The organism is Bradyrhizobium sp. CCBAU 53338, from assembly GCF_015291665.1.
Lineage (GTDB): Bacteria > Pseudomonadota > Alphaproteobacteria > Rhizobiales > Xanthobacteraceae > Bradyrhizobium.
This window is the reverse complement of record NZ_CP030048.1, coordinates 3,388,428-3,411,349: the sequence shown is the minus strand read 5'-3', so window position 1 is coordinate 3,411,349 and position 22,922 is coordinate 3,388,428. Positions and strand designations below refer to the sequence as shown.

General features: G+C 63.8%; 25 protein-coding genes and 1 tRNA gene. 9 read left to right on the top strand and 17 right to left on the bottom strand.

Annotation, left to right across the window (positions count from 1 at the left end; genetic code table 11):
- Positions 1–82: 82 nt before the first annotated feature.
- Positions 83–1,813, bottom strand: a complete 1,731-nt coding sequence (locus tag XH90_RS15885; protein WP_194482321.1) for a methyl-accepting chemotaxis protein — start codon at positions 1,811–1,813, stop codon at positions 83–85.
- 188 nt (positions 1,814–2,001) lie between these two features.
- On the opposite strand from XH90_RS15885, the gene XH90_RS15880 reads away from it, so the two are divergent.
- Positions 2,002–3,375 (top strand): deoxyribodipyrimidine photo-lyase, encoded by a 1,374-nt coding sequence (locus tag XH90_RS15880; protein ID WP_246755833.1) that lies wholly within the window; start codon positions 2,002–2,004, stop codon positions 3,373–3,375.
- Positions 3,376–3,443: 68 nt separating this feature from the next.
- Entirely contained in the window at positions 3,444–3,713 is a 270-nt protein-coding gene (locus tag XH90_RS15875) for a histone (RefSeq protein ID WP_194482320.1), read from the top strand.
- Positions 3,714–3,764: 51 nt separating this feature from the next.
- Here the strand turns inward: XH90_RS15875 and XH90_RS15870 are convergent, their stop codons facing one another.
- From XH90_RS15870 to XH90_RS15860, 3 genes are all read right to left on the bottom strand, one after another.
- Positions 3,765–4,508: a hypothetical protein gene (locus XH90_RS15870; RefSeq protein WP_194482319.1), complete on the bottom strand. Its 744-nt coding sequence runs from the start codon at positions 4,506–4,508 to the stop codon at positions 3,765–3,767.
- Positions 4,509–4,596: 88 nt separating this feature from the next.
- Positions 4,597–5,475, bottom strand: coding sequence for a DMT family transporter (locus tag XH90_RS15865; RefSeq protein WP_194482318.1), 879 nt, complete (start codon positions 5,473–5,475; stop codon positions 4,597–4,599).
- An 89-nt stretch (positions 5,476–5,564) separates the two neighbouring features.
- Positions 5,565–6,008 carry a hypothetical protein gene (locus XH90_RS15860; RefSeq protein WP_194482317.1) on the bottom strand — a complete coding sequence of 148 codons (444 nt, stop codon included), beginning with the start codon at positions 6,006–6,008 and terminating at the stop codon, positions 5,565–5,567.
- A gap of 306 nt (positions 6,009–6,314) precedes the next feature.
- Between XH90_RS15860 and XH90_RS15855 the strand changes: the two genes are divergently transcribed.
- Positions 6,315–6,578: a hypothetical protein gene (locus XH90_RS15855; RefSeq protein ID WP_194482316.1), complete on the top strand. Its 264-nt coding sequence runs from the start codon at positions 6,315–6,317 to the stop codon at positions 6,576–6,578.
- 39 nt (positions 6,579–6,617) lie between these two features.
- On the opposite strand, the gene XH90_RS15850 is transcribed toward XH90_RS15855, so the two are convergent.
- Positions 6,618–7,079 (bottom strand): host attachment protein, encoded by a 462-nt coding sequence (locus XH90_RS15850; RefSeq protein WP_194482315.1) that lies wholly within the window; start codon positions 7,077–7,079, stop codon positions 6,618–6,620.
- Positions 7,080–7,423: 344 nt separating this feature from the next.
- On the opposite strand from XH90_RS15850, the gene XH90_RS15845 reads away from it, so the two are divergent.
- The 4 genes from XH90_RS15845 (at position 7,424) to XH90_RS15835 (ending at position 10,446) form a co-directional block, all read left to right on the top strand.
- A complete protein-coding gene (locus XH90_RS15845; RefSeq protein WP_194482314.1) occupies positions 7,424–7,687 on the top strand; it encodes a hypothetical protein in 264 nt (87 codons plus the stop codon).
- 130 nt (positions 7,688–7,817) lie between these two features.
- The gene (locus XH90_RS39055; protein ID WP_246755832.1) at positions 7,818–7,997 is read left to right on the top strand and encodes a hypothetical protein; all 180 of its coding nucleotides are present in this window, start codon (positions 7,818–7,820) and stop codon (positions 7,995–7,997) included.
- Positions 7,998–8,138: 141 nt separating this feature from the next.
- Positions 8,139–9,104, top strand: coding sequence for a helix-turn-helix domain-containing protein (locus XH90_RS15840; RefSeq protein ID WP_194482313.1), 966 nt, complete (start codon positions 8,139–8,141; stop codon positions 9,102–9,104).
- A gap of 157 nt (positions 9,105–9,261) precedes the next feature.
- On the top strand, positions 9,262–10,446 hold the full coding sequence (locus XH90_RS15835) for an IS481 family transposase (protein ID WP_194482312.1): 1,185 nt from the start codon (positions 9,262–9,264) through the stop codon (positions 10,444–10,446).
- Between the two features lie 44 nt (positions 10,447–10,490).
- On the opposite strand, the gene XH90_RS15830 is transcribed toward XH90_RS15835, so the two are convergent.
- The 3 genes from XH90_RS15830 to XH90_RS15820 form a co-directional block, all read right to left on the bottom strand.
- Positions 10,491–10,567, bottom strand: a tRNA-Arg gene (locus tag XH90_RS15830).
- Positions 10,568–10,715: 148 nt separating this feature from the next.
- Positions 10,716–11,195 carry a hypothetical protein gene (locus XH90_RS15825; RefSeq protein WP_194482311.1) on the bottom strand — a complete coding sequence of 160 codons (480 nt, stop codon included), beginning with the start codon at positions 11,193–11,195 and terminating at the stop codon, positions 10,716–10,718.
- A gap of 161 nt (positions 11,196–11,356) precedes the next feature.
- Positions 11,357–11,914, bottom strand: a complete 558-nt coding sequence (locus XH90_RS15820) for a hypothetical protein (protein ID WP_194482310.1) — start codon at positions 11,912–11,914, stop codon at positions 11,357–11,359.
- A 153-nt stretch (positions 11,915–12,067) separates the two neighbouring features.
- Between XH90_RS15820 and XH90_RS15815 the strand changes: the two genes are divergently transcribed.
- Positions 12,068–12,454 carry a VOC family protein gene (locus XH90_RS15815; protein WP_194482309.1) on the top strand — a complete coding sequence of 129 codons (387 nt, stop codon included), beginning with the start codon at positions 12,068–12,070 and terminating at the stop codon, positions 12,452–12,454.
- Between the two features lie 24 nt (positions 12,455–12,478).
- Here XH90_RS15815 and XH90_RS15810 read toward each other — a convergent pair whose 3' ends face one another.
- The gene (locus XH90_RS15810) at positions 12,479–12,976 is read right to left on the bottom strand and encodes a hypothetical protein (protein WP_194482308.1); all 498 of its coding nucleotides are present in this window, start codon (positions 12,974–12,976) and stop codon (positions 12,479–12,481) included.
- A gap of 262 nt (positions 12,977–13,238) precedes the next feature.
- Between XH90_RS15810 and XH90_RS15805 the strand changes: the two genes are divergently transcribed.
- Positions 13,239–13,592 (top strand): GrlR family regulatory protein, encoded by a 354-nt coding sequence (locus tag XH90_RS15805; RefSeq protein ID WP_246755831.1) that lies wholly within the window; start codon positions 13,239–13,241, stop codon positions 13,590–13,592.
- A 13-nt stretch (positions 13,593–13,605) separates the two neighbouring features.
- On the opposite strand, the gene XH90_RS15800 is transcribed toward XH90_RS15805, so the two are convergent.
- The 8 genes from XH90_RS15800 to XH90_RS15765 all read right to left on the bottom strand — a co-directional run bounded on the left by XH90_RS15800 (position 13,606) and on the right by XH90_RS15765 (position 22,687).
- Positions 13,606–16,293 carry a PAS domain S-box protein gene (locus XH90_RS15800; RefSeq protein ID WP_194482306.1) on the bottom strand — a complete coding sequence of 896 codons (2,688 nt, stop codon included), beginning with the start codon at positions 16,291–16,293 and terminating at the stop codon, positions 13,606–13,608.
- Between the two features lie 90 nt (positions 16,294–16,383).
- Positions 16,384–17,298 carry a DMT family transporter gene (locus XH90_RS15795; RefSeq protein ID WP_194482305.1) on the bottom strand — a complete coding sequence of 305 codons (915 nt, stop codon included), beginning with the start codon at positions 17,296–17,298 and terminating at the stop codon, positions 16,384–16,386.
- A gap of 79 nt (positions 17,299–17,377) precedes the next feature.
- The gene (locus XH90_RS15790; RefSeq protein WP_194482304.1) at positions 17,378–18,172 is read right to left on the bottom strand and encodes an NUDIX domain-containing protein; all 795 of its coding nucleotides are present in this window, start codon (positions 18,170–18,172) and stop codon (positions 17,378–17,380) included.
- A 4-nt stretch (positions 18,173–18,176) separates the two neighbouring features.
- Positions 18,177–19,130 carry a dihydrodipicolinate synthase family protein gene (locus XH90_RS15785; RefSeq protein WP_194482303.1) on the bottom strand — a complete coding sequence of 318 codons (954 nt, stop codon included), beginning with the start codon at positions 19,128–19,130 and terminating at the stop codon, positions 18,177–18,179.
- 28 nt (positions 19,131–19,158) lie between these two features.
- A complete protein-coding gene (locus XH90_RS15780; RefSeq protein WP_194482302.1) occupies positions 19,159–20,037 on the bottom strand; it encodes an SDR family oxidoreductase in 879 nt (292 codons plus the stop codon).
- 45 nt (positions 20,038–20,082) lie between these two features.
- Positions 20,083–20,943 (bottom strand): MaoC family dehydratase, encoded by an 861-nt coding sequence (locus XH90_RS15775; protein WP_194482301.1) that lies wholly within the window; start codon positions 20,941–20,943, stop codon positions 20,083–20,085.
- Positions 20,944–21,140: 197 nt separating this feature from the next.
- On the bottom strand, positions 21,141–21,530 hold the full coding sequence (locus tag XH90_RS15770) for a Zn-ribbon domain-containing OB-fold protein (RefSeq protein WP_194482300.1): 390 nt from the start codon (positions 21,528–21,530) through the stop codon (positions 21,141–21,143).
- Positions 21,530–22,687 (bottom strand): thiolase domain-containing protein, encoded by a 1,158-nt coding sequence (locus tag XH90_RS15765; RefSeq protein WP_194482299.1) that lies wholly within the window; start codon positions 22,685–22,687, stop codon positions 21,530–21,532. The genes XH90_RS15770 and XH90_RS15765 overlap by 1 nt, the downstream gene beginning before the upstream one ends.
- Positions 22,688–22,922: the final 235 nt, after the last annotated feature.

The window sequence follows — 22,922 nt, the reverse complement described above, 5'->3', positions numbered from 1 at the left end:
CCTGCCCGCCATTTTGCGGGCAGTTCATCATGCCGTCAGTTACGTCACGGCGGGCTGATGGTTTCAGTCCGCCAGTCCGGGATCAAGCCGCCTGCACGCGGTCGAGGAAGCCGTCGACCTCGGCCTTCAGATGCAGGCTCTCGCCCGACAGGGCCTTGGCGGAGGCAAACATCCGGCTCGAGGTCTCGCCCGTCTCGCTCGCGCCCTCGGCCGCATGGCGGACATTGACGGCGACGTCGGCCGTGCCGGAGGCCGCGGCGCGAACGCTGGCCGCGATGCTGTGGGTGGCGCTGCGCTGCTGCTCCACCGCAGCCGAGATCGAGCCCGCAATGCCGCTGATGCGCTCAATGGTCTCGGTTATCGCCTTGATTGCGGTCACGGACTCCTCGGTCGCAAGCTGCATGCTCGCGATCTGGGTCGAGATCTCGTCGGTCGCTTTCGCGGTCTGGCCGGCGAGCGTCTTGACCTCCTGGGCCACCACCGCAAAGCCACGGCCCGCATCGCCCGCGCGCGCGGCCTCGATGGTCGCGTTCAGCGCCAGGAGATTGGTCTGCTCGGCAATCGAGGTGATCAGCTTGACGACGTCGCCGATGCGCGCGCCGGCTTCCGAGAGCTTCGCGATGCGCTGGTCGGTGGCCTCGGCCTGCTGCACCGCCTCGGCGGAAATCGCGTTGGATTCCTGCACGCGACGGGTGATTTCGGAGATCGACTGCGACAGCTCATCCGACGCTGACGCCGCCGCTCGGACGTGGTCGGAAGCTTGCTCGGACGCGCCGGCCGATTTCGCCGACAGGTCAGCGGTGGAGCGCGCAGTGTCGGTCAATTGCCGCGCCACGCGCTCGAATTCGCCGGAAGAATGCAGCACCTTGTCGAGGATGCCGCCGACACCGCCGCGGAATTCGGCAACGAAGTTGCGAAGGTCGGCCTTGCGCTGTTCGACGGCGGCAGCCGCGGCTTCCGCCTGCTCGCTGCGCAGCCGCGCCCGCTCCAGCGAATTGCTCTTAAACACCGCAACGGTACGCGCGATCTCGCCGATCTCGTCGGCACGGTCCTCGCAATCGATCGCGACATCGCTCTGGCCGTTGGCTAGCGCCGTCAGCGAGCGGGTAACCGAGGTGAGCGGCTTGGTGATGCGGCGGACGACCAGCATGGTGAGCACCAGGACCAGCAGGGCCGCGATGCCGGCCGCGACCGCCATGCTCGACATGGCCTGGCCAAGCATGCTCTCGTACTGCGCCATCGGAATGCCGACATAGAGAATGCCGACGACCTTGCCGGTCGCATCCGCGATCGGAAAATATGCGGTCATGAAGGACTTGCCGAACAGCGTAGCCGGGCCCTTATAAGCCTCGCCGCGTCGCAGGACGGCTTGTGCCGGGTGGTCGGCGGCAAGCTGGGTCCCGACGGCGCGCTCGCCGTTCTCCTTCTTCACGTTGGTCGAGCGGCGGACGAACTGCCCGCTCGCATCGTCAAACACGAACAGGGTCGCATTGCCGCCGACATAGGACACCGCGCGATCGACGATGGCGTGATCCCTGAAGTCAGGCATCTTGGCGATCTCGGCGCGCGCTACCGCGCCATCCCGAATCGTGATCTTCGCGTCGGGAACGACCTCGGCGAAGGCCAGCGCCAGCGTGCGCAGGCTGACCTCGATGTCGCGCAGTGCACGATCGTTGAAGGCAGAGGTGAGCGACCAGTAGCCGGCCCCGACCACCAATGCAGTGTTCATCGCAATCAGCAGCACGGCACACAGGACGGCCTTGGTGCCCAGCTTGAACTGCGGCAGAAATTTCGCCGTTAACAGGTTGGTCATGATTGGAACTACCCCCGGGATTCCTGCATAATCATGCAATCCGCTTACGACCCCATTAACGGTCGTTCACAGACACACTCGCGGCATGGTTTCCAGAACGTAGACGAGGACATTCCCTGCCCCCGACAAGCCTCCCACCCGTTATCGTCTGGTTCCGCGACGACCTCCGCCTGTCCGACCATCCCGCCTTGCATGCCGCCGCCAGGACCGGAGCGCCGACGATCTGCCTGTATGTGCTCGACGATGCGGCCGGACGTGCACCGGACGGTGCGGCGCGCTGGTGGCTGGCGCAGTCGCTGCGCGCGCTCGGCGCCGAGATCGCAACCCGCGGCGGCGCGCTTGTCCTGCGCAGAGGCCCGGCGGCCCGGGTGATCCCTGACGTGGCGCGCGAGAGCGGGGCCTGTGCTGTCTACTGGAATACGGTCGCTCAAGCCCCGCATCAGGCCGTCGAGAAACAGCTCGAAGCAGCGCTGGCAAAGCTCGGCGTGGACTCGCAAAGCCTTCCCGGCGATCTGCTGGTCCCACCCTCCGCGATCCGCAACAAGGAAGGCCGGGGCCTGCGCGTGTTCACGCCGTTCTGGCGGCGAGTGCTGTCGCTCGGCGACCCACCCAGGCCGCTGCCCGCGCCGAAGGAGTTGCGCCCGGCGCCGAAGCTCGCCAGCGATACGCTGGAGAATTGGACGCTCGAGCCGAGCAAGCCCGACTGGGCCGGCGGCTTGCGCGAGACCTGGACGCCGGGTGAAGCCTCCGCCCGTGCCCGCCTGCGCGACTTCCTCAAGCACACCGCGCGCGGTTATGTCGGCGATCGCGACCGGCCCGATCGCCAGGGCACCTCGGGCCTTTCGCCGCATTTGCGGTTCGGCGAACTCAGCCCGCGCCAGGTCTTTCACGCCGCACGCTTCGCAGCGGCCGAGAACCCAGCGATCGGCCCGGGTGTCGACAAGTTCCTGAGCGAACTCGGCTGGCGCGAGTTCTGCCGCCACCTGCTCCACGATCATCCAAACCTCGCCACCGAGAACCTGCAAACCAATTTCGACGACTTCCCCTGGAAGCCCGACAAGAAGGCGCTCGCTGCCTGGCAGCGCGGGTGCACCGGCTATCCGATCGTCGATGCCGGGATGCGCGAACTCTGGCATACCGGCGCGATGCACAACCGGGTGCGGATGGTGGTCGCCTCGTTCCTGGTCAAGCACCTGCTGATCGACTGGCGCGACGGCGAAGCCTGGTTCTGGGACACGCTGGTCGACGCGGACGCCGGCAGCAATCCGGCCAACTGGCAATGGGTCGCTGGCTGCGGCGCCGACGCAGCACCCTATTTCCGCGTGTTCAATCCGGTTCTCCAGGGCGAGAAGTTCGATCCTGACGGAACCTACGTCCGGCGCTGGGTGCCGGAGCTGAAAGACGTGCCGGCGAAGCTGATCCACCAGCCCTGGCAGGCAACGCCGATCGAGCTTGCGAGCGCGGGCGTGACGCTGGGCAAGAGCTATCCGCAACCGCTCGTCGATCACGCCAAGGGACGCGAGCGCGCGCTCGCCGCTTACGCAAAGATCCGCAAAGGTTGAGCGTTGCTTTGACACAATCATGAAACCCGCTATCGTCATCGCTCCATGCAAACCGTGGGGGACACGATATGGACGACGAAAAGCCGATCACCGAGCAGGCGCTGGAGACGATCTCCACCGCCGTGGAAGCGACCAAGGACGCCGCCGTCACCGCCGTGAAAAAGGTGAAAAAGGCCGCCAAGAAGGTCGCGAAGAAAGTCGCGCCGAAGAAGGCTTCCAAGAAGAAAGCAGAGAAGGCTACAAAGAAGTCGTCGAAAAAAGCGGCCAAGAGGTCCGTGAAGAAAACGGCTAGGAAAGCTGCCAAATCAAAAAAGAAGGCCAAGAAGGCCAAGCGCTGATCGCAACGCGCGACAGTCTCCGGGTGCGGGGGCGCCCGGAGGCTTCCCTCACTACCCGCGCCGCTTCGCGGCGCGCCGCCCCGGATGGTGCATTCCCTTCGGATCGCGAAATTCGCTGCGATGGCCGCGCCGGTCTTCGGCGTTGAAACGCCGCCGCTTCGCAGGTGACCCAAACGCCTTGATCACCTTCCTGCCGTTGACCTTCTTGATGACGTAGCCACCCTCGGTCATCGAGAATGGCGCCTTCAGCGTTCCCTTGTGGTCGAACCTGGTGCCGCGGGGATGCTTGAATGGCTCGAACCAGGACGGGTAGACGAAGTTCGACATCGGCAGGCCGTCGACGTCGAAGGAATCCTCCTCCACCGCGTCGCAGACCTCATAGGCGTATTGGGTGTTCGGGTTCTTGTCGGCCCAGAGATTGGCCATGGGGTCGAGCACCATCTCGAACAGCTCGTGCGAGGCTGCCACGCTGATCGGCTCCTCACCCAGTGCCTTGACGAAGATCTTCGAAATCGGCTGGCCCCGATGGGTCAGTTCGTGGCGCCCGAGCATGTTCTTGTGCAAGGCATCGTCGAAATAGACCAATTGCCAGTCGGTGCCTTTGGCCTTGCGCGTGACATAGAGGTCGACCGGATAGCCCCACACCGGCAGGAAATGCTTGTCGTAACATTTCTGCAGCGCCGCGGTGAGCCGGCTCATGTCGCGGTCGCTGATCGACTCCCTGGCGTAGTTGATGCAGGCAATCCGGACAGGCTTCATCGACATGCCGAGCAGTGCACGCTTCGCCTTCTTCATGCAAATCACCGTGTGAAAGGCCGCTGAAATGCGGTCAGCCTAACACGAAGGATGCTGCACGTCAGGGATGTGTTCCGGCAAGCCTCCCCTACGCGCCGAAGCGCCGGTTGACCACGAGCACTGCGGCTGCGCACATCGCCATGCCGGCGATCGCCAGCGCATCAAGCTTCTCGCCGAACAGCAGATAGGCCATCAGCGCCGTCACCGCAGGCACCAGATAGAACAGGCTCGCAACGGACGTCGCCGCGGCGTGGCGGATCAACCAATACAAGAGCCCGATCGACCCGATCGAGAGCGCGACGGCAAGCCAGGCGAGCGCAAGCACGAATTCGCGCGTCCAGTGCACGACCCGATCCTCGAACAGGAAGGCGCCGGTCGTGAAAAAGATCGTGACCGCCACGTATTGCACGAGATTGCCGGCGCGCCAGTCGATGTGGTTGCAGTAGCACCGCTGATACAGCGTACCCAGCGTGATGCTGATCAGCGAGACCACCGAGGCGAGCCAGCCCAGCCCGGCCTCTCCAGTCATCGGGCGATTGTGCAGGATCAGCGCCACGCCGCCGAGCCCCAGCAGCAGGCCGCCCCATTGCACCGGCGTCACCTTCTCGCCGAGCCAACGGTTGGCAATGGTCGAAGTCAGGATCGGTTGCAGGCCCGGAATGAGCGCAGAGAGGCCCGCCGGAATCGAGTGTGCGATCGCGATCGCGGTGCCGCCGAGATAGAAGCCGTGGACCAGAATGCCGGCGACCGCGCTGTGCGCGATGCCGGCGCGATCGGGCCATTTCGGGCGGGCGACGCCTGCGATGATCGCCATCAAGCCAACCACCAGCGCCATGCGGATGGCGAGATAGGTCAAGGGATCGGCGTTGTTGACGACGTATTTGGTGCCGATGAAGCCGGTGCTCCAGAGCAGGACGAACAGCACCGGCGCAGCCCGCGCGGCCAATTGATCTTGATTATGATTCATTGCCCCCTCATTGCCCGAGCGAGGGACTGTGCGGCAATGCGAATTTCTGATGCTGCGCTGCGACGGACGCGGTTGACCGGATCAGCCGATCACCATTCTTCCGGACAGGGATCGATGATCTTCCAGAGTTCGACCCCGTTCTTGATCTTCTTCATGTCGGTCGTGAGCCCGCCATTGCGGCGGATCCAGTCCTTCACCTTATCGGGGTAGTAGGACATCAGATCGGACGTCCCCTCCGCGCTGGTGACCTTGATGCCGAAGGTGAAGGCCTTGTCGTAATAGGCCTGGTGGAAGCCAAGGCTCGCCTTTGGCGTCACGCAAATCTTGTTCAGCGGCACGATGCCGAGCACAAGTGTGCAGGCCGAGTTGCAGATGCCATCGATGATCACGCGCTCGCCGGTGTCCCGGACGCGCTTGTACTTTGCCTTGTACTCCTCGACATAGCCGCCGTGGTCGCGGGTGATGTGCAACTGAGCCCGCGCGGGCGCGACGGCGACGAAGAGCAACAGCAGGCTGAAGAGCGTGATGCGCATGACAGCTTGACGGCAAGAACCTTGCAGGAACGGACCGGCCCCGAAGAGCACCCCAATGAAACCCCAAAGAGCCGGCGGGAGGAATCTTTGACCCGATTCTCTTTGGCCATACTTGTGTGGGGAATTCGTTAAGCATCCCGAAAAGGCCAAAAATAGGCAGGCTCCGACCCCAATCCCGGCAATTCTGTCACACCTCCCCGGGAATCTGCCGGATTGGCTCCGAATTCGGGGCTCGGAACGGGTGCCCTCGCGAGCCGAAATGGCTATAGATGGCGGAGCTATTCGCGCAGGTTCCGGAGAATCGAGATGAGCAAGTTGAAGCTTGTAGCCGCGGTTGCTGCCCTGTCGGCGGCAATCCTAGCCCCTGGCCTCGCGGAGGCGCGGGTGCATCACCGGTACCACCGCTATCACGCCAATCCGCTGCCCTACCCGATCAGCTATCTGCACAATTACGGCCCGGGTATCACCCCCGGCACCTTCGCCTTCTACGACGGCCCGTCCACCAGCCATTGCTACCAGAGCGCGGCGGCCTATGTCGGTCAGGACCGCCGGCGGCACCCCTGCTACTAGGGGGCGCCGCGCGAGCGACGTCCTTTGCCGGCGGGAGTCCTATCCGATGGCTCCCGACAGCAGCAACTGCTTCTCGATCTCGTAGACCGGCAGCTTGACGAGATCCTTGCCAATCTCGCCCCTGAGTGCCCTGCGCACCGCGTCCGAATAGTCGGTGCGGATCATGCCGAGCGCGCGCGGTGAGGCCACCATGGTCAGGCCCGAGGTCTCCCCCGCGCTGAGCGCGGCGTCGAGCCGCTCGGCGAGACTACGCAGGAAGGTGCGTTCGGCCTCGTCGTGCCAATCGGTCTGCTCCGTCGAACTGCGGGCACCGCCCACCGATGCATGCAGCCTGCCGGGAGCATCGGTCCCTTGCGCGGCCGTTGACGGATTGGCCTGCTCACGGACCTCTCTGGTGTGAAGGTTCGGAAACATCTCATCGCCGAGATTTTCCAGGATGAGCGCCTTGCGTCCGTCGCACACGACGAGCCAGTCGCCCTTATGGATCCTCATCTTGTTCATTGCACTGCTCCCAACAATCTGCGGGCGTAGCGTCCACCGGCGTGTCGTGCCCGGTCGCGCACGCTTCGAACTCCTCGAAACACGCCCCACAACAAAGATAACACTACGAAGGAAGCCCGACCCGCGAATTGCGCAAGATCAACGATGGCGGTGAACGCCGCGCCCTTGGCGATCCCTTGGCAATCCCTTGGCGATCGGCGCAGGCCCGGGATAGTTTGACGGCGCCTGATCAGGGTTACGGCCGGCCGGCTGAAGGCTTGTTCATCAGCATTACATTTTGGTTCTGCCACAATTTGATCAGAACAATTTCGGTATTCTGTATTGCGTAAGCGGAGGAAGACATCATGAAGCTTAAGATCGGCCTCGTCGCCGCGTTCCTGTTTGGTGCCCTCACGGCATCGGCGTCGGCCATGCCCGTTGCCCCGGCGCCTGCGGCTCCGCAGGTCTCAAACGTCGAGCAGGTCCGCACGGTCTGCGACGCCTGGGGACGCTGCTGGTGGCAGCCGAACGTCTATTACGGCTACGGATACGGTCCCAGATATTATGGACCGCCGCGCTATTACGGCCCGCGTTATTATGGCCCGCGCTATCGCTATCGCCGCTGGTGAAGTTTGAAGGGGCCCCTCGGGCCCCTTCGCTTTTGCGAGATCACGGTGCCGCCACCGGCCATCAGGCTGGAGCGATTCCAAAACTGATCTGGATCAAAGCTGAAATTTGCCGTGCCGTCATTCTGTCTCGATGGCCGATTTGATTGTTTTCCGATGCCCGCAGACGGGCATGAATGTGCAAACCCATCTCGAGAAGCGGCAAGAGCGTGAGGGACAAAGCTTTGAGTCCTTTGCCTGCCCTGCCTGTACGAGACTCCATTTCATCGACCTCACCACCGGCCAGCCGATGAACCGGGACCGTTGGCCCTGACAGCGACCCTTCGGTCGTCGTGGCATGATGTCCGCAATACTACGGCCAGGAATCCGGTTTACTCAGTCGCTGCATTTCGCCATTGATGGCTACGTACCGACGCTTCATTTTATTGTTACATTGCAGCATACGGCCAGACGCATGTTCTTCGACGCTCTCGCCCCCTCCTCCGCACTCCAGCTCACACGGTTTACCGATGTCGACGCGTTTCGACCGGCCGAAACGTTGGAAGATTCCCGGAGCATTCCCCTCGACGTCGCCAATTTCGCCGCGGCACGAGCGATCGTGAACCTGCCGGCGTGCCGGATCATCGTCGCAAGGTCGTTCGCGCGCATCCTCGAGACCACCTACCGCGCGCCGGGCGGCATGGTGATCCTGCCGATGAGCGATGATCTGCGCGCCAGCTCGAGCGGAATGGATATCGATTCCCGCTTCTTCATCGGCTTGCGCGGCAACCACCATTGCCATTTCGTCGAGCCTCAGATCAATCATCATGCGTTGCTCATGTTCCCACCAACACTGAAGGATCGCGGCTGGTTCGATCGGCCCGACGCGTTGCGGGTTCGCGTCGCAGACACTGCCGCTCACCTCTACGCGCGGGAGCTTGTGAAAGACATTCTCAGGATTGCGTCGATCGAGCCGCACCTGTTCGAAACCTCCGAAGTCGCAGCCCATCTCCAGGAGGGCCTGCTGCTCGCCCTCGACGATCTGTTTCAGATTGACCCACTGTCCGAGCGCAGCGCGCCGCGCGCGGGCGCGAGATCGGCAAGGCTCGTGCAGCTGATCGACGACTATGTCACGGCCTATCCGACCGCGCCGATCTACACCGCCGATCTCGCCGGCAAATTCGGCGTCTCGGTCCGGACTCTGAGCGGCGCGGTGAGCAAAGTACGCGGCATGAGCCTGCATCAATACATCCGCCTGAAGCGGCTGTGGGCTACCCGCGCACAGCTTCTCCGGAGCGGTGGTGTGTCGGTTGCCTCATGCGCGCGCGCCCAGGGCTTTCACCACCTCGGCGAGTTTGCTGCGGCTTACCGCGCCACCTTCCACGAAGCGCCCTCGGACACGCTGGCGCGGGCGCGGCAAACTCGTCAATACGCGAACTGATAAAAGCCGCACCGATTGCGTGGGATCGCACCCGAGGGCGTACGGCTCCGAACGGCCCGCCCCGATGGACTTGGGCCTGAACGGCCCGAGACATAGGTGACAGAACGTACCGGACACATGGGTTACACTTTCCGCTTTTGTTCTGCGGGAGGTGTGGATGCCGTGGAAAGCGAGTTCGGTGATGGAAGAGCGCCTGCGTTTTGTTGCCCGGCTTCTGGATGGGGAAGCCATGACCGAGGTCTGCCGGGAGTTCGGCATATCCCGCAAGACCGGCTACAAGATTTTCGACCGCTACAAGGAGCACGGCCTCGAGGCGCTGAGCGATCGCTCCCGGCGGCCGGTCCGCTATGCCAACCAGTTGCCGACCCAGATCGAGACCCTGATCGTCCAGCTCAAGGCCGAGAAGCCGCATTGGGGTGCGCGCAAGATCCGCGAGCTCCTGGTCAGGCGGCTCGACGGTGATGTCAGGGTTCCGGCCAAGAGCACTATCCATGCGGTGCTCGACCGCCACGGCTTGGTCAGGCGCGGCGGCGGGCCGCGCCACCGCGCGCGCGGCACGCCGCTGTCGCAGGGCACAGCCCCCAATGATCTGTGGTGCGCCGACTTCAAGGGCGAGTTCAAGCTCGGCAATGGCCGATACTGTTATCCGCTGACCGTCACCGACCATGCCTCGCGCTTCCTGCTACTCTGTGAAGCGCTGGACTCAACGCGCGAAAACCCTGCCATTACAGCCTTTGAGCGGCTGTTCCGCGAGCGCGGCCTGCCGCACGCCATCCGCTCCGACAACGGCGTGCCCTTTGCCAGTCCCAATGCCTTGTTCAACCTTTCAAAGCTGTCGGTGTGGTGGCTTAGGCTCGGCATTGCGATCGAGCGCATCAAGCCAGGCCATCCCCAGCAGAACGGCCGCCATGAGCGCATGCACCTCACGCTCAAGAAGGAAGCGACCCGGCCGCCGGGATTCAACAGCTTACAGCAGCAGGATCGCTTCGACAGCTTCCTGCACGAGTTCAATCAGGAGCGCCCCCACGAGGCTCTCGACATGAGGCGCCCGGCAGACCTCTTCACAGCCTCAACCCGTCGCTACGATGGCCTGCCTGAATTGACCTATCCCTTCCACGATCGAGACGTCGTCATCACATCCTGCGGTCGCCTCTGCCTGCATCGCAAGAAAATCAACATCTCGCTCGTGCTCGCAGGCCAAAAACTCGGAATCCGGGAAGTCGACGAGGGCATTTGGCTCGTCAGCTTCATGCACTATGATTTGGGATACTTCGACCTGGAGCAGAAAACCCTGCAACCCCTCGACAACCCGTTCGGCACGAGGTTGTCACCCATGTCTTAGGTACGTTCCGTTACCCATGTCTCCGGGCTGGACAGGCCGACAAATGGCGCGCTCGGAAGGATTCGAACCTCCGACCCTCGGAATCGAAATCCGATGCTCTATCCAGCTGAGCTACGAGCGCCCTGGCCCCGGCATTGGGCCGCAACCGACGCGCCAGTCATCCGCTGGCGAGCCAGCTGAGCCATGACGTTCGGATCGGTTCGGATTAGCAGAGAGGTCCGACAATAAAAAGCCCTCTCCGCCTCGATTGGAGCGGGGCAGCGGCGTTGTTACCAAGTCGTGTTGAACAGCCCAAAATGGGGCTGCTGTGCCACCAGCATCATCGGCTGGCCGCGCTGCGGCGCCGGATGCGCCCGGGCGACCCTGCGCTTGGGCCGAATCTGGGTCTGAACCTGGGCCTGGGCAACCTGGACCTGCGGCTTGCCGTCGACCATCGGGGTGAACTGGGCGAATGTATCGCGCACCCGCGACTTCGCCGACATGTCAGCCAATGGGTCCGCCTGCGCGGTCGGCTGAGGCGCGGCAACAGCCGCCGTCTTCACCACCGGCGCGGCAATAGTCGGCTGGTTGGTGTCGAGCACGACGCGTTCGGGTAGATGACGGTCCGACCGGATCCGGATCAGCGGCTGATCATAGCTTGCAGCTGTGATGGTCTGCACAGCCGGCGCCGTCGGCCAGATGAAATCAGCTGCAAACAACAGTGCGAGCAGTGCTCCACCAACGAACATGAAATACCGGAAGATGGGCATTGACCGCGCTCCGCCCCCCGCATCCCCGCGTGGGCTTTTCGCCTTAACCGGCGATCCTTTAATTGGTTCCTACGCCCCGCCTTTGGTTCAAATGGCAACGCCAAGTTTTTTGGCTAGGAGGCAAGCAAGGTAACTTTTCCGCTAGCGGAATCTCCGGCCGTTTATGCGCGCCGCGCCGTCACCAGCGAACACTTCGCCTGATCAGCGTTTACGTTGACGAACCCGACGGGGACGCGCGCAAAGGTCTTGCGGCTCTTCATGCCGACGGTATCGGCCAGGACGCGGCTGCGATCGGTCAGATGGCTGCCGTCGCGCCGCGCGAAAGCGCAGACGATCTCGACATCCTTTACGGCAAAATCATTGTCATTTCGCACGGTGAACGTCACCAGTGCCTTCGAGCCGAGCCCGCCGCGGTGCCAAGTCTGCGACGAGATCCTCATCCGGTCAGGCCCGACGATCCCAGCAGTGGATGTGTCCGAGGCTGACGTCGGAGGATCGGGATCAATATTTGCCTGCGCCAGCTTCACTAGCTCGGTTTGCGCAACATGGCCTTCGGATGCCGGCATCATCAGCCAGACGGCACCACCGACCACGCCCGCGGCCAGCAGCCCCAACACACCTCGCTGGAGCCAAATGCTTGCGGCCGGCTGGGACCATTTCCGCTCCTCGCCGTTGCCGACGAAGCGTCCCAGTCCGGACCGGCCAGACGCAGCTTTCATGGGTGCGTTACTCGCTCCATCTTACAATCCGCAAAGACGAACGAAAGTTCCCTCGTCAGCCCGAATCTCGCATAGGAGCCAGGGTGGCGATCGTCGACGGGGACCGCTAACATGCGCTGCAATATCACGAAGACCTGTCGGGAGGAGTTTGAAATGCCGGTCGTCGTTACCTGGGATCACGTCCATCTGCGCAGCCCCGATCCGGAAACGACTGCGGCTTGGCTGCGCGATATCCTCGGTGGCGAGATTGCGCGCGCACCGGGCCGAATCGACGTGAATCTCGGTGGCGCAAAGATATTCATCGCGCCGCTGGAGGGCGACAGCGCCGTCAACCCACCGCCCCCGCACCCGCACCAGGGCCTCGATCATTTCGGACTCACGGTGAAGGACATCGACGCCGTTGCCGCAGAAATCAAGTCGAAGGGCGTGACGTTCACGCGCGAGCCGACCACGATCCGGCCCGGGGTCCGCATCTGCTTCATCCGCGGTCCCGAAGGCATTTCCATCGAGCTGCTCGAGCGCGACAAGAAATACACCTGATACCGCAGGCGAGCCGCTTTCCGGCTAAGTCATGCTACCGGGCATAAAGCAGCGGATGGTGACGCCCATATAGCCGTAGATCGGCCATACCATGGTACGTCCGACCCGGTTGGGCTCCGAAATCACGGCCTCTTCCGGCACGTCGACCCAGACGAGCTCCTGCTGTTGGCCTTCCGTCACGTAGCCAAGGCGGGGGACGCGGACACGATAGTGCCCGTCCTTGCTCTCCCAGTCGGAGTCCGAGATCGCCGAACCGTCGGCGTCGGAGCAGCATGGCCCCTTGCCGCTATGCAAGCCGTCGAACCAGGCCTTCAGTTCGGCATTGGTGTTGACGAACTGGCCGCGGTCACGTGCGTGCCCAAGCGGGGCAACCAGCGCGATCAGCGTCAGCATGCAAGCAAGGCTGGCCGCGCGTCGCCACCGTGGGGGACGGCCAATCCGCCGTCGCTGCGCTTCGCAAATCGTGGGACACGCACTGTACAGACGCGGCTTATCGCCGCCGGAATCGATCCAGTTGCTCACGTTCGTCTTGCTCCAGCACCCCGCGGCCAGTGCAGCAATAAATATGCATTTCGCGGGCCAACTCTGATTCGCAACGACTGGCCTCGCTGCATGATGAGACCGTCACATCTGCGTCACAGACAAGCCGGGACGACTACGGTTCGCGGGCCGGCATGGGACACCGTTGCAGGCAAAACTGCCGCGTTGCGCGCGGGATTGCGCTTTGGCATAAAAGCTTCACCGGCTACGCCATTGGGCGATGGCGGCCGGCCGACGGGACGTTATGAAGAACGGCCTTTATTCGATTCACGTGCGCCTGCTCGATGGTCGAGTCGGCAAGGGCAGCGGCGTGATTCTTTTTCGCGACGGCAAGATCCTTGGCGGCGATGCCTACCTCTATTACACCGGCAGCTACGTGGTGAAGGACGACCATACCTTCAAGGGCGAGGTGCTGGTGCAACGGCACACCTCGCCGCGCGGTGACGACAATCCTCTGTTCGGCGGCCCGGCCCCGGTCGGCATCGGCGTCAGCGGCACCTATACCGACACCCGTGCGGAGATGACCGGCACGGCGCTGGTCGGCAAGGCCAGCCTGATTTTCGGCGCCACTCTGCTCAAGCTCGCAGACGTCGACTAGTCTAGTCACAGACCTATTCGGCAGCCTGCTCCAGCGGCGCCGTGCGCGGCAGGATCATCTGGATGCGCGTGCCGCCACCCGGCTCGGAATCGAGATCGAGCCGTCCGCCAAGCCTGTTGGTGACGATGCTGTAGACGATGTGCAGCCCGAGGCCGGTGCCACCCTGGTCGCGTCGCGTCGTGAAAAACGGATCGAAGGCACGGCGGCGCACGTCGAGCGACATGCCGCAACCGTTGTCGGAGACGATGACCTCGACATTGTCCTTACCGGACTCGCGTACCTGGATGTCGATGATGCCAGGACGTCCGTCCGGGAAAGCGTGCGCCACCGAATTCAGGAACAGATTGGTCAGCACCTGGCCGTACGGGCCGGGATAGCTGTTCATGGTCAGATTGGGCTGGCACTCCACGTTGAGCGTCAGGTTCTGTTTGCGCAGGCCCGGTCGCAGGCTCATCACCACTTGCTCGGTGAGGTCGGCGAGGTCGAAGCTGCGCTGGTCCGAATAGTTGCGATCGGCCGCAACCTGCTTGAACGACTGGATCAGCTCGGCTGCACGGTTGAGGTTGGAGACGAGCTGCGAGGACGCATCGCGGCTGGTGTTGAGGTACTCATTGAGCGTCGAGCGGCGTAGCTCGCCGCGCTCGACCTCGGCGCTGAACATCGCCGTCTTGCGCTCCAGCGCAGAGGCGACCGTGAGACTGATACCGACGGGATTGTTGACCTCGTGCGCGACACCGGCGACTAGGCGTCCGAGTGCGGCGAGCTTCTCCGCCTCGATCAGCGAGGCCTGGGTCTCGCGCAGATTGCGAAGCGCGGTTTCGGCGGCATCCTTGGCCTTGCGCATCTCCTGCTCGCCGCGTTTGCGCTCACCGATGTCGAGCGCCACGGTGACGATCCGCTCGATCTCCCCCTCGGCGTCGAGCAGCGGCAGCTTGTTGACCAGCCATTGCCGCATGTTGCCGGAAGCGTCCTTGTACTCCTCCTCGTAGAAGCCGAGACCCTTTCGCAGGCTGAGGACGCGCTTGTCATTCTCGTCGGTCTTGGCAGCGCCGTAGCGCGACATCAAATCGGCGGTGGTGCGACCGAGTGCATCGCCGGGTTCGATGCCGAAGATGCCGGCCATGTAGCGGTTCATCAAGACGTAACGGAGGTCGCGGTCCTTGACGTTGATGACGGCGGGCACGGTATCGATGACCTGCTGCAGCAGGCGCCGGCCTTCGGCAATGGCGTCCTCAGCCCGCTTCTGGTCGGTGATGTCGCGCAGCGTGCCTTCGTAGCGGACGATCCTGCCCTGCTCGTCCCGCACCCCGGTCGCGCTGTCGGAAAGCCAGAGGATGTCGCCGCTGCGCTGGCGCACCTGGTATTCGAATTCGCGCACCATGCCGTCGCGATGCATCAGCCGCTGGTATTCCTCGCGCGCCTCGGGATGGACGTAGATGGTGTGGGCGATGTCGTTGATGCTGTAGATCAGGTGCTGCGGACTGTCATAGCCCATCATCCGCGCCAGCGCGGGGTTGGCGTTGAGGAGATCGCCTGCCGGCGTCGTCACGTAGATGCCGTCGACAGATCCCTCGAACAGCTTGCGATAGCTTTCTTCGGCCAGCCGCTGCTCGGTGAGCGCGCGCACTGCGGCTTCTCGCGCGGTGTCGGCCTCCTCCAGCGCGCGGCGGAACACCTCTGCGGCCCGCGCAATGTCGCCGATCTCGTTGTTGAGATCGGCCGAGGGGATCGACGTTCTTTTCTCGCCCGCTGCAAGGGCACGGATGGAGCGCGCAATCTGGGCAAGCGGCCGCACCGTCCGCCCGACCACGAATACGGCGGCGAGGATGCCGATCAGCACACCCATGCTGCCGAGCACGATGCTCTGCCAGCGCGCCTCGGCAAGCGTCCGGGCAAAGTCGCGCGACAGCACATGGCCACGGCGGTCACTGACATCGCGCAGCAATTCGGTGACACGGCCGATCAGCCGGCCCTCGGTACCCAGCACCTCGCGGTCGATATCGGCGATCTGCCGTTCGCGGACCGCCACCGCGATGATGGCGTCGGCGTAATTGTTCACGGCAGACTTCAACTTCGCGTCGGCGATCTCCATCGTCCGCATGCTCTGCGCGGCCTGTTCCGCCGCGGACGGGTTGCGTGCAAGCAGCCCGAGCGCGATACGGCTCTGAGCTTCCGACAGACGTGCGGCGAGCTCACGATCCCCGCTTTCGGAGACCGCGGCGTCGAACTGGTCGCGCAGCGGCGGCAGCCCGGCAAGCAGTTGCGCGCGGCGATCGATCAGGGTCGAGATGCGCTCCAGACCGCTGCGGTACGTCGCAAGCCGCTCGGAAACACCATCGATCATGTCCTGCTGCTCGGGGGCAAGCTCGATGCGGGTCTTCTTGAGGAGGTCGCTCAGGGTCGAGGCGGCCTCGCCGACCTGCTTGAACTGGATGCCGGCGCCGGGATCGGTGACGAAGTCGCGTGCGGCGAGCCGCAAATCGTTCATGCGGCGGTCGATGTCTTCGGCGAGGTCACCGACGCTTTGCAGCCGCTGGAGTTCGGCGAAGGTGGCGTCGATATGCCGGATCGCGATCACGCTGGCGGTCGAGGTGACGATGATCACCGCCAGCACCAGGATGAAGCTGCCGAACGTCATCTGGCCGATCGATAGCGAAAATGATCGCTTCGGCGGCGGATTCGGTGGCGTTTCGACGGGCATTGGGGCGGAACCGGACTCCATACGCCCCCAATATACGCTGTATCGACCCTCCGGGGGAACATGCCTCCGTGGGCCGGAAGCGGCTGTTTTTCATGATGGTTTAACGACGGCCGCCCGCCCGGCCGGGATCGTCATGGCGGCGACGCCGAGGACGACGCAGGCAAGCCCAATCCAGGCGGTCCGGCTCAGGGTCTCCCCCAGGAAGGCGACGCTGATGGCGACCCCGATGGGGACTCGCAAGTACGCCTGCGCTGTGGTGCCAACCGAGCCGAGGGTCTGGATCAGGCGGAAGTAGATCGCGAATGCAGCTGCGGTCGAGAACACCGCAAGCGCCAGCAGCGCCAGGGCGGAGCTCAGCGAGGGCGACAGCGTCCAGGGCTGCTCGAGCATCAGCGAGGCCGGAATCAGCATGGCCGCGCCCGCGAGCAGCGAGCCGGCGGCGGGCGCCATGGGATCGAGGCCCTTGAAGCTGCGGCCGAAGATCGCGGCGCAGGCGTAGCAGATCGTGGCGGCAACGATGGCCGCCTCCGCTATGAGGCCGCTGCCGACGTCATGAAACGCATCGACGCCGACGATCAGGAGGATGCCGGCCATGCCGGCAACCACGCCGAACAGCTTTCGCGGAGTCGTGGCCTCATGGCGGGTGACGATTGCGGTGAGCAGGAACGTGAATACCGGGCCTGCCGAATTGAGGATGGTGGCAAGGGCTGCATCGACATGGCGCTCGCCCCAGGCGATCAGGGTCCAGGGAATGACGCTGTTGAGCACGGCCTGGAAGGCGAAGCGCTGCCAGGTCGCGGCGTCCCTGGGCATGCCGATGCCCCTCGCCCGCATGACGATGAGCAGCAGCAGACCCGCAACCGTCGTGCGCGCGGCGATCAGCGTGACCGGCGGGATGGTGGCGACGCCCAGCTTGATGAAGGTGTAGGAGCCGCCCCAGAGCGTGGCGAGCGCGACCAGCAGCGCCAGCTCGACGGCGATATTGGTGTCCTGCCTGGCGTCCATGGCGCACTCCGTCCACTCTGCAATGGACGGACTCTAGCGCGCCCGCGGTCAGTAATACTTCGCTCGGTATCGAAGTGTTCTAGCCGACCGCGCCAACCTCGAACACCTCGCCGTCATAGCCGGCCTCGCGCGGAATGCTGAGCTGCCGGCCGGTCTCAGTCTTGGTCATGACCGGCATCACCGTGACGATCGACATCCCCCTGGCATGATCGAGCGCGGCGCTCACGCTCGGCTGCTTGGCCAGCCGTATCAGGTTGCGCGTGGTCGGGAACGGCAGCTTGAAGCGACCGCTCTCACCACCCTCCACCGCCTCGCGGGCTGACAGCCAGATCGAGTCGGTCGACTCCCGACCGTCATGCGCACCGAGTTGGTCAGGCGGCGCCGCCGCGAGGAAGAACCAGGTGTCGAACCGCTTCGGCATGCCCTCCGGCGTGATCCAGTGCGCGTAGGGCACCAGCGTGTCGAGCGCGAGCTGGAGGTTATTGTCGGAGAGAATGCTCAGGAAGCTGATCTTGTGCTCGTTGAGCGCGACGCGATGCGCGTCGGCGATCTCGCCGGCGCGCTTGGCATCAACTGGCGTGTTCGATCCTTTCGATCGCGCCAGCAGGATGCCGCTTTCTTCAAAGGTCTCGCGGATGGCGGCGATGCGAAAACCGCGCTCCGCTTCGCCGAGGCCTTCGCCGCCCGAATAGAGATCGGCCCGGGCGACGATCTCGTTATCGCCGGCGTCGACGCTGCCGCCCGGAAACACCAGCGCGCCCGAGTTGAACTCGATCTGATGATGGCGAACCATCATGAAGATTTCGACCTCCTTGGTGCCGTCGCGCAGCAGGAGGATCGTCGAAGCCGGACGTGATGCTGATGTCTCGGCCATTCAACTAACCTGCGGCGCTGGATTGCGGGCCGAGATTGGCGCGCTTGTCGAAACGGGCGACGCGAGACAAGAGGTAGTCGACCTCGGCCTTCGCGGTCGCCGTCATCGTCGCGCCCGGCTTGCGCTGCGCGCTGGAGGCGATGATGCCGCGCTTCTGCAGCACGTATTTGCGGACGGTCAGGCCGACGCCGGGCTGCTGTTCGTAGCGGATTAGAGGTAGATGTGCATCGAACAGATCATGCGCGGCGTCGCGCTTGCCGGCCTTGGAGAGGTTGACGACATCGATCAGAAGCTCGGGGAACGCATAGCCGGTCATGGCGCCGTCGGCGCCGCGCTCCATCTCGAAATCAAGGAATGTGCCGCCATTGCCGCAAAGGATCGAGAGCGGGCGCAGCGAGCCGTCCTTCTGGAAGCCGCGCAGCGTCGAGATCTTCTCGAGGCCCGGCCAGTCCTCGTGCTTGAGCATCACGCAGTTCGGATTGTCCATGACGATCTTGCGGATCACGGCGGGAGTGAACACCACCGTGAGCGTCAGCGGATAGTCCTGGAGCACCCAGGGCACGTCAGGACCGATCGCCTCGGCCGCCTGCTTGAAATAGCCGACGATCTGGTCGTCGGTGCGGAGCGAGGGCGGCGGCGCGATCATCACGCCGGCCGCGCCCGCGTCCATCGAGGCCCTCGCCAGCGAGCGCATGGTGGCAAACCCCGGCGCGGAGACGCCGACGATCACCTGCATCTTCTTGGCACGCTTGACGTAGCGTACCGCCACCTGCTCGGCCTCGGTGGCATCAAGCTTTGGCGCCTCACCGAGGATGCCCAGCACCGTGACGCCGTCGCAGCCGACCTCCTCGTAGAAATCGGCCAGGCGGTCGATCGAGCGCTCGTCGATCCGGCCGTCATCGTGGAACGGCGTCGGCGCGATTGCGAAGGTGCCCTTGGCGTCGGCGGTGAGTTTCATCGTCTTCCTTGTTTCTCTTTGTCGATGGCTAGAACCGCCTCGCACCCATCTTGATCTGCTCCTCGGAGAAGAAGATCTCCTTGGCATGATTGACGATGTCCTGGGCGTTCCAGCCCGTGTGCGGCGGTCTCCAGCCTTCCATTTCCATCATCCGCATTTCGCGCACGCCGCGAGGCCCGGACACGCCCAGCACCTTGCCGGTCTGGTCGCCCGACAAATCGCTGACCATATATAGCACGGCCGGCGCGATGCCGTCCGGCCCCAGCGCCGCACCTGGGTTCTCCTTATAGCGGGGCAGGTCTGCGGTCATGCGGGTCAGGGCCCCTGGGGCGAGGGTCCAGATCCGGATGTTGTACTTCCGGCCCTCGATCGCCAGCACGTTGGACAAGCCCCAGATGCCGCCCTTGGCAGCGCCGTAATTGGTCTGGCCGAAATTGCCGATCAGGCCAGATGTCGAGGAGGTGTTGACGATGACGCCGCCGCCGTTTTCCCGCATCCAGCGAAACACCGGCATGGTGCAACAAAAGGTGCCTTTCAGGTGCACCTTGATCACCTTGTCCCAATCTGACTCACTGGCCTTGGCGAAGGTCTGGTCACGCAAAATGCCGGCATTGTTGACGAGGATGTCGGCGCGGCCAAAATGCTTGATGGCGTCGTCGAACACCGACTGCCCACCTTCCATGGTGGAGATGTCGGCGCCGTTGGCGACGGCCTTGCCGCCCTCGGCCTTGATCGCGTCCACCACAAGCTGCGCCATCGACTTGTCCGCGCCGGAGCCGTCACGGGGCCCGCCGAGGTCGTTGACGACGACCGAGGCCCCTTCCCGCGCGAACAGCTTTGCGTAGGCCTCACCGAGCCCGCCGCCCGCGCCGGTGATCAGCGCAACCTTGCCGTCGAGTAGTCCCATGGTGGCTTCTCCCTGTTTCGCTTTTCTTTCTTCGCCTCTATCCGCCTAACCCAGCACCGTCTTGCCGTTCCTGATCACGGTGACGCCGCGCGACTTCACCTTGGCTTCGAACGAGATCGTGTTGCCGTCCTTCCAGAGGTCCATGGTCACGGTCTCGCCGGGGTAGACGGGCGAAGAGAAGCGCGCGACGTGCTGGCGGAAGGCGGACGCGTCGTAGTCGGCGTAGGTCTGGAGCACGCCGCGGCAGGTGATGCCGTAGGTGCACATGCCGTGCAGGATCGGACGCGGGAAGCCGGCCTTCCTGGCGAACTCGGGATCGGAGTGCAGCGGATTGCGATCACCGCAAAGACGATAGACCAGCGCCTGATCGGGCCGCGTGACGATGTCGATGGTCTTGTCAGGGCTGCGCGAGGGGATCTTGTGCGGATCGGGCTGGATCAGGCTCGGCCCGCCAAAGCCGCCGTCGCCGCGGGCGAAGCGGGAGGCGACGAGAGTCGCGAGCTTGTCGCCCTTCTCGTTCCTGAGCACGGTCTGATGGCTAATGACAACGCCCTTGCCCTCGCCCTTGTCGTAGACCTCGAGCACGGAGGAGTCGGCGGTGATGTTGGCAGCGATCGGCAGCGGCTGGTGGAAGGTAATGTCGCGCTCGCCGTCCACCACCATCACGCGGTTGAGCTTCATCTCGCCGGGACCAGAGCCCCAGGCGGCGACGGAGGCGAAGGTCGGCACCACCTTGAGCGGCCGCGGCGTGAACGTGCCCTCGTTGACGAAGGCAAGCTCGTTCTCGTCCATGGGATCGGCACCCAGGCCGATGCCGTAGGCGTAGAGCATGACCTCGCGATCGCCATAGGCATATTTCTGGCCGAGATTTTTCAGGCCTTTCAGTTCTTCGTATCTGGCGGACATTTTGTTTGTTTCCTCCCGAATGTCTTCGACACCGCCGGTTGCAGCCCTCTTTCCTTGCGGGACAGGGCTGCGAGGACGGTGCAGCAAGCTCGTTTGGGTGAGGGGTTGCCTCGGCAGCAAGACTCTCGGTGCGGAGAGAACCCCTCATCCGGCGCTTCGCGCCACCTTCTCCCACAAGGGGAGAAGGAAGAAAGCAGTCAGGCCACCGTAAAAAACGGCAGCGGCGCGCCGTCGGTCGGCTTGAACACCACCTTCACCTTCTGCCCGATCTTGAGCTTCTCGAGATCGCAGTCGACGAAATTGGTCTGCACCGACGGACCCTCCTTCAGCCTGACGTAGCCGATGGCATAGGGGCCGGTCGGAGACTTCCGCATCAGGCTCCAGGTGTAGATCGTGCCCTCGCCCGACGCCTCCTCCCACACCGTCTTGTCGGAGTAGCAGAACGGGCAGATCGAGCGCGGGAAGTAATGCGCTTCGCCGCAGGCGGTGCAGCGCTTGATCATGAACCTGCCCTGCTTGGCTGCATCCCAGAATGCGGCGGTCTCGGGGTTCGTGACCGGGGCCGGATATTTTTTGGCTTCGCTCATCACACGCGCTCCAGAATGGCCGTCGAGGCAGCGTGGCGGACGCCCAACAATCCGCCGGTGCCGTGGGCGATGGCGAGATCGCAATTCTTGACCTGCACCTTCGGATGCGCCTCGCCGCGCAGTTGCCTGACCGCCTCGATGATCTTGGTCATGCCGCCGCGGTTGACGGGGTGATTGCTGCAAAGGCCGCCGCCATCGGTGTTGAACGGCAGCTTGCCCACGCCCGAGATCAGGTTGCCGTCGGCGACGAACTTGCCGCCCTCGCCCTTCTTGCAGAAGCCGAGGTCTTCGAGCTGCATCAGCACCGTGATGGTGAAGCTGTCATAGATCGAAGCGTACTTGATGTCCTTCGGCGTGATGCCGGCTTCCTCGAACGCACGCGGACCGGACCAGACACCGGCCGAATAAGTGAGGTCGAGATCCTTGCCGCCGCGCGGTCCTTTCATGGCCTCGCCATGGCCGATCAACTTGACCAGCGGCTTCTTCAGGCTCTTGGCAATCTCGGGCGTCGTCACGATCAGCGCGCCGCCGCCGTCGGAGACGACGCAACAATCCATGCGATGAAGCGGATCGGAGATCATCGGCGAGTTCAGCACGTCCTCGACGGTGACGACATCCTTGAGCATCGCATGCGGATTGTATTGCGCATGGTGGGAAGCTGCGACCTTGATCCAGGCGAGCTGCTCCGAGGTGGTGCCATAGTCGTGCATATGGCGCATGGCACACATGCCATAGGCATTGTGCGTGGTCGCGCCGTAAGCGGATTCGAAATCGACCTCGGCGCCGGCCGCACGCGGCGGCATCACGCCGGTGCGCGGCTTACCGGCGAGCGTAACAAGCGCGATCGAGCACTTGCCCGCGGCGATCGCCTCGGCGGCATGGCCGAGATGGATGATGTAGGAACAACCGCCGGTCTCGGTGGAATCGACGTGACGAAGCTTCTTGGTGTTCAGACCGAGATAGTCGACCATCGGCCAGGCACCGCCGGGCGCATCGCCCGCGCAGAAATAGCCGTCGACATCGTCCTTGGAGAGCCCGGCATCCTCGATCGCGCCCTTGGCGACCTCGGCGTGAAGCTGGGCGGTGGATTTGTCCGGCGCATGCCGGGTCGGGTGTTCGTAGATCCCGGCAATGTAGGCCTTGCCCTTGATGGTCAAAACAGAGGTCTCCGCTCGCGTTTCTTCTTGGCTCTTTTTTCTGAACCGCACCGGGCGGATTGGCAAGCGCGGAAATATTCCGTCGGACGAGAGGGTAGCGGGTTGGCGCAAGTGGGGTGGCCGTGCGCCTCCTCACCGTCGTTGCGAGCGCGGCGAAGCAATCCAGAAGTCTTTCCGCTGATGCATTTCTGGATTGCTTCGCGGCGCTCACGATGACGGAAGAGACAGCCGAAAG

Coding starts and splice junctions, on each gene's coding strand:
- XH90_RS15885 (WP_194482321.1), bottom strand. CDS start 1,813: ATGACCAACCTGTTAACGGCGAAATTTCTGCCGCAGTTCAAGCTGGGC.
- XH90_RS15875 (WP_194482320.1), top strand. CDS start 3,444: ATGGACGACGAAAAGCCGATCACCGAGCAGGCGCTGGAGACGATCTCC.
- XH90_RS15870 (WP_194482319.1), bottom strand. CDS start 4,508: ATGAAGAAGGCGAAGCGTGCACTGCTCGGCATGTCGATGAAGCCTGTC.
- XH90_RS15865 (WP_194482318.1), bottom strand. CDS start 5,475: ATGAATCATAATCAAGATCAATTGGCCGCGCGGGCTGCGCCGGTGCTG.
- XH90_RS15860 (WP_194482317.1), bottom strand. CDS start 6,008: ATGCGCATCACGCTCTTCAGCCTGCTGTTGCTCTTCGTCGCCGTCGCG.
- XH90_RS15855 (WP_194482316.1), top strand. CDS start 6,315: ATGAGCAAGTTGAAGCTTGTAGCCGCGGTTGCTGCCCTGTCGGCGGCA.
- XH90_RS15850 (WP_194482315.1), bottom strand. CDS start 7,079: ATGAACAAGATGAGGATCCATAAGGGCGACTGGCTCGTCGTGTGCGAC.
- XH90_RS15845 (WP_194482314.1), top strand. CDS start 7,424: ATGAAGCTTAAGATCGGCCTCGTCGCCGCGTTCCTGTTTGGTGCCCTC.
- XH90_RS39055 (WP_246755832.1), top strand. CDS start 7,818: ATGGCCGATTTGATTGTTTTCCGATGCCCGCAGACGGGCATGAATGTG.
- XH90_RS15840 (WP_194482313.1), top strand. CDS start 8,139: ATGTTCTTCGACGCTCTCGCCCCCTCCTCCGCACTCCAGCTCACACGG.
- XH90_RS15835 (WP_194482312.1), top strand. CDS start 9,262: ATGCCGTGGAAAGCGAGTTCGGTGATGGAAGAGCGCCTGCGTTTTGTT.
- XH90_RS15825 (WP_194482311.1), bottom strand. CDS start 11,195: ATGCCCATCTTCCGGTATTTCATGTTCGTTGGTGGAGCACTGCTCGCA.
- XH90_RS15820 (WP_194482310.1), bottom strand. CDS start 11,914: ATGAAAGCTGCGTCTGGCCGGTCCGGACTGGGACGCTTCGTCGGCAAC.
- XH90_RS15815 (WP_194482309.1), top strand. CDS start 12,068: ATGCCGGTCGTCGTTACCTGGGATCACGTCCATCTGCGCAGCCCCGAT.
- XH90_RS15805 (WP_246755831.1), top strand. CDS start 13,239: ATGAAGAACGGCCTTTATTCGATTCACGTGCGCCTGCTCGATGGTCGA.
- XH90_RS15800 (WP_194482306.1), bottom strand. CDS start 16,293: ATGCCCGTCGAAACGCCACCGAATCCGCCGCCGAAGCGATCATTTTCG.
- XH90_RS15795 (WP_194482305.1), bottom strand. CDS start 17,298: ATGGACGCCAGGCAGGACACCAATATCGCCGTCGAGCTGGCGCTGCTG.
- XH90_RS15790 (WP_194482304.1), bottom strand. CDS start 18,172: ATGGCCGAGACATCAGCATCACGTCCGGCTTCGACGATCCTCCTGCTG.
- XH90_RS15785 (WP_194482303.1), bottom strand. CDS start 19,130: ATGAAACTCACCGCCGACGCCAAGGGCACCTTCGCAATCGCGCCGACG.
- XH90_RS15780 (WP_194482302.1), bottom strand. CDS start 20,037: ATGGGACTACTCGACGGCAAGGTTGCGCTGATCACCGGCGCGGGCGGC.
- XH90_RS15775 (WP_194482301.1), bottom strand. CDS start 20,943: ATGTCCGCCAGATACGAAGAACTGAAAGGCCTGAAAAATCTCGGCCAG.
- XH90_RS15770 (WP_194482300.1), bottom strand. CDS start 21,530: ATGAGCGAAGCCAAAAAATATCCGGCCCCGGTCACGAACCCCGAGACC.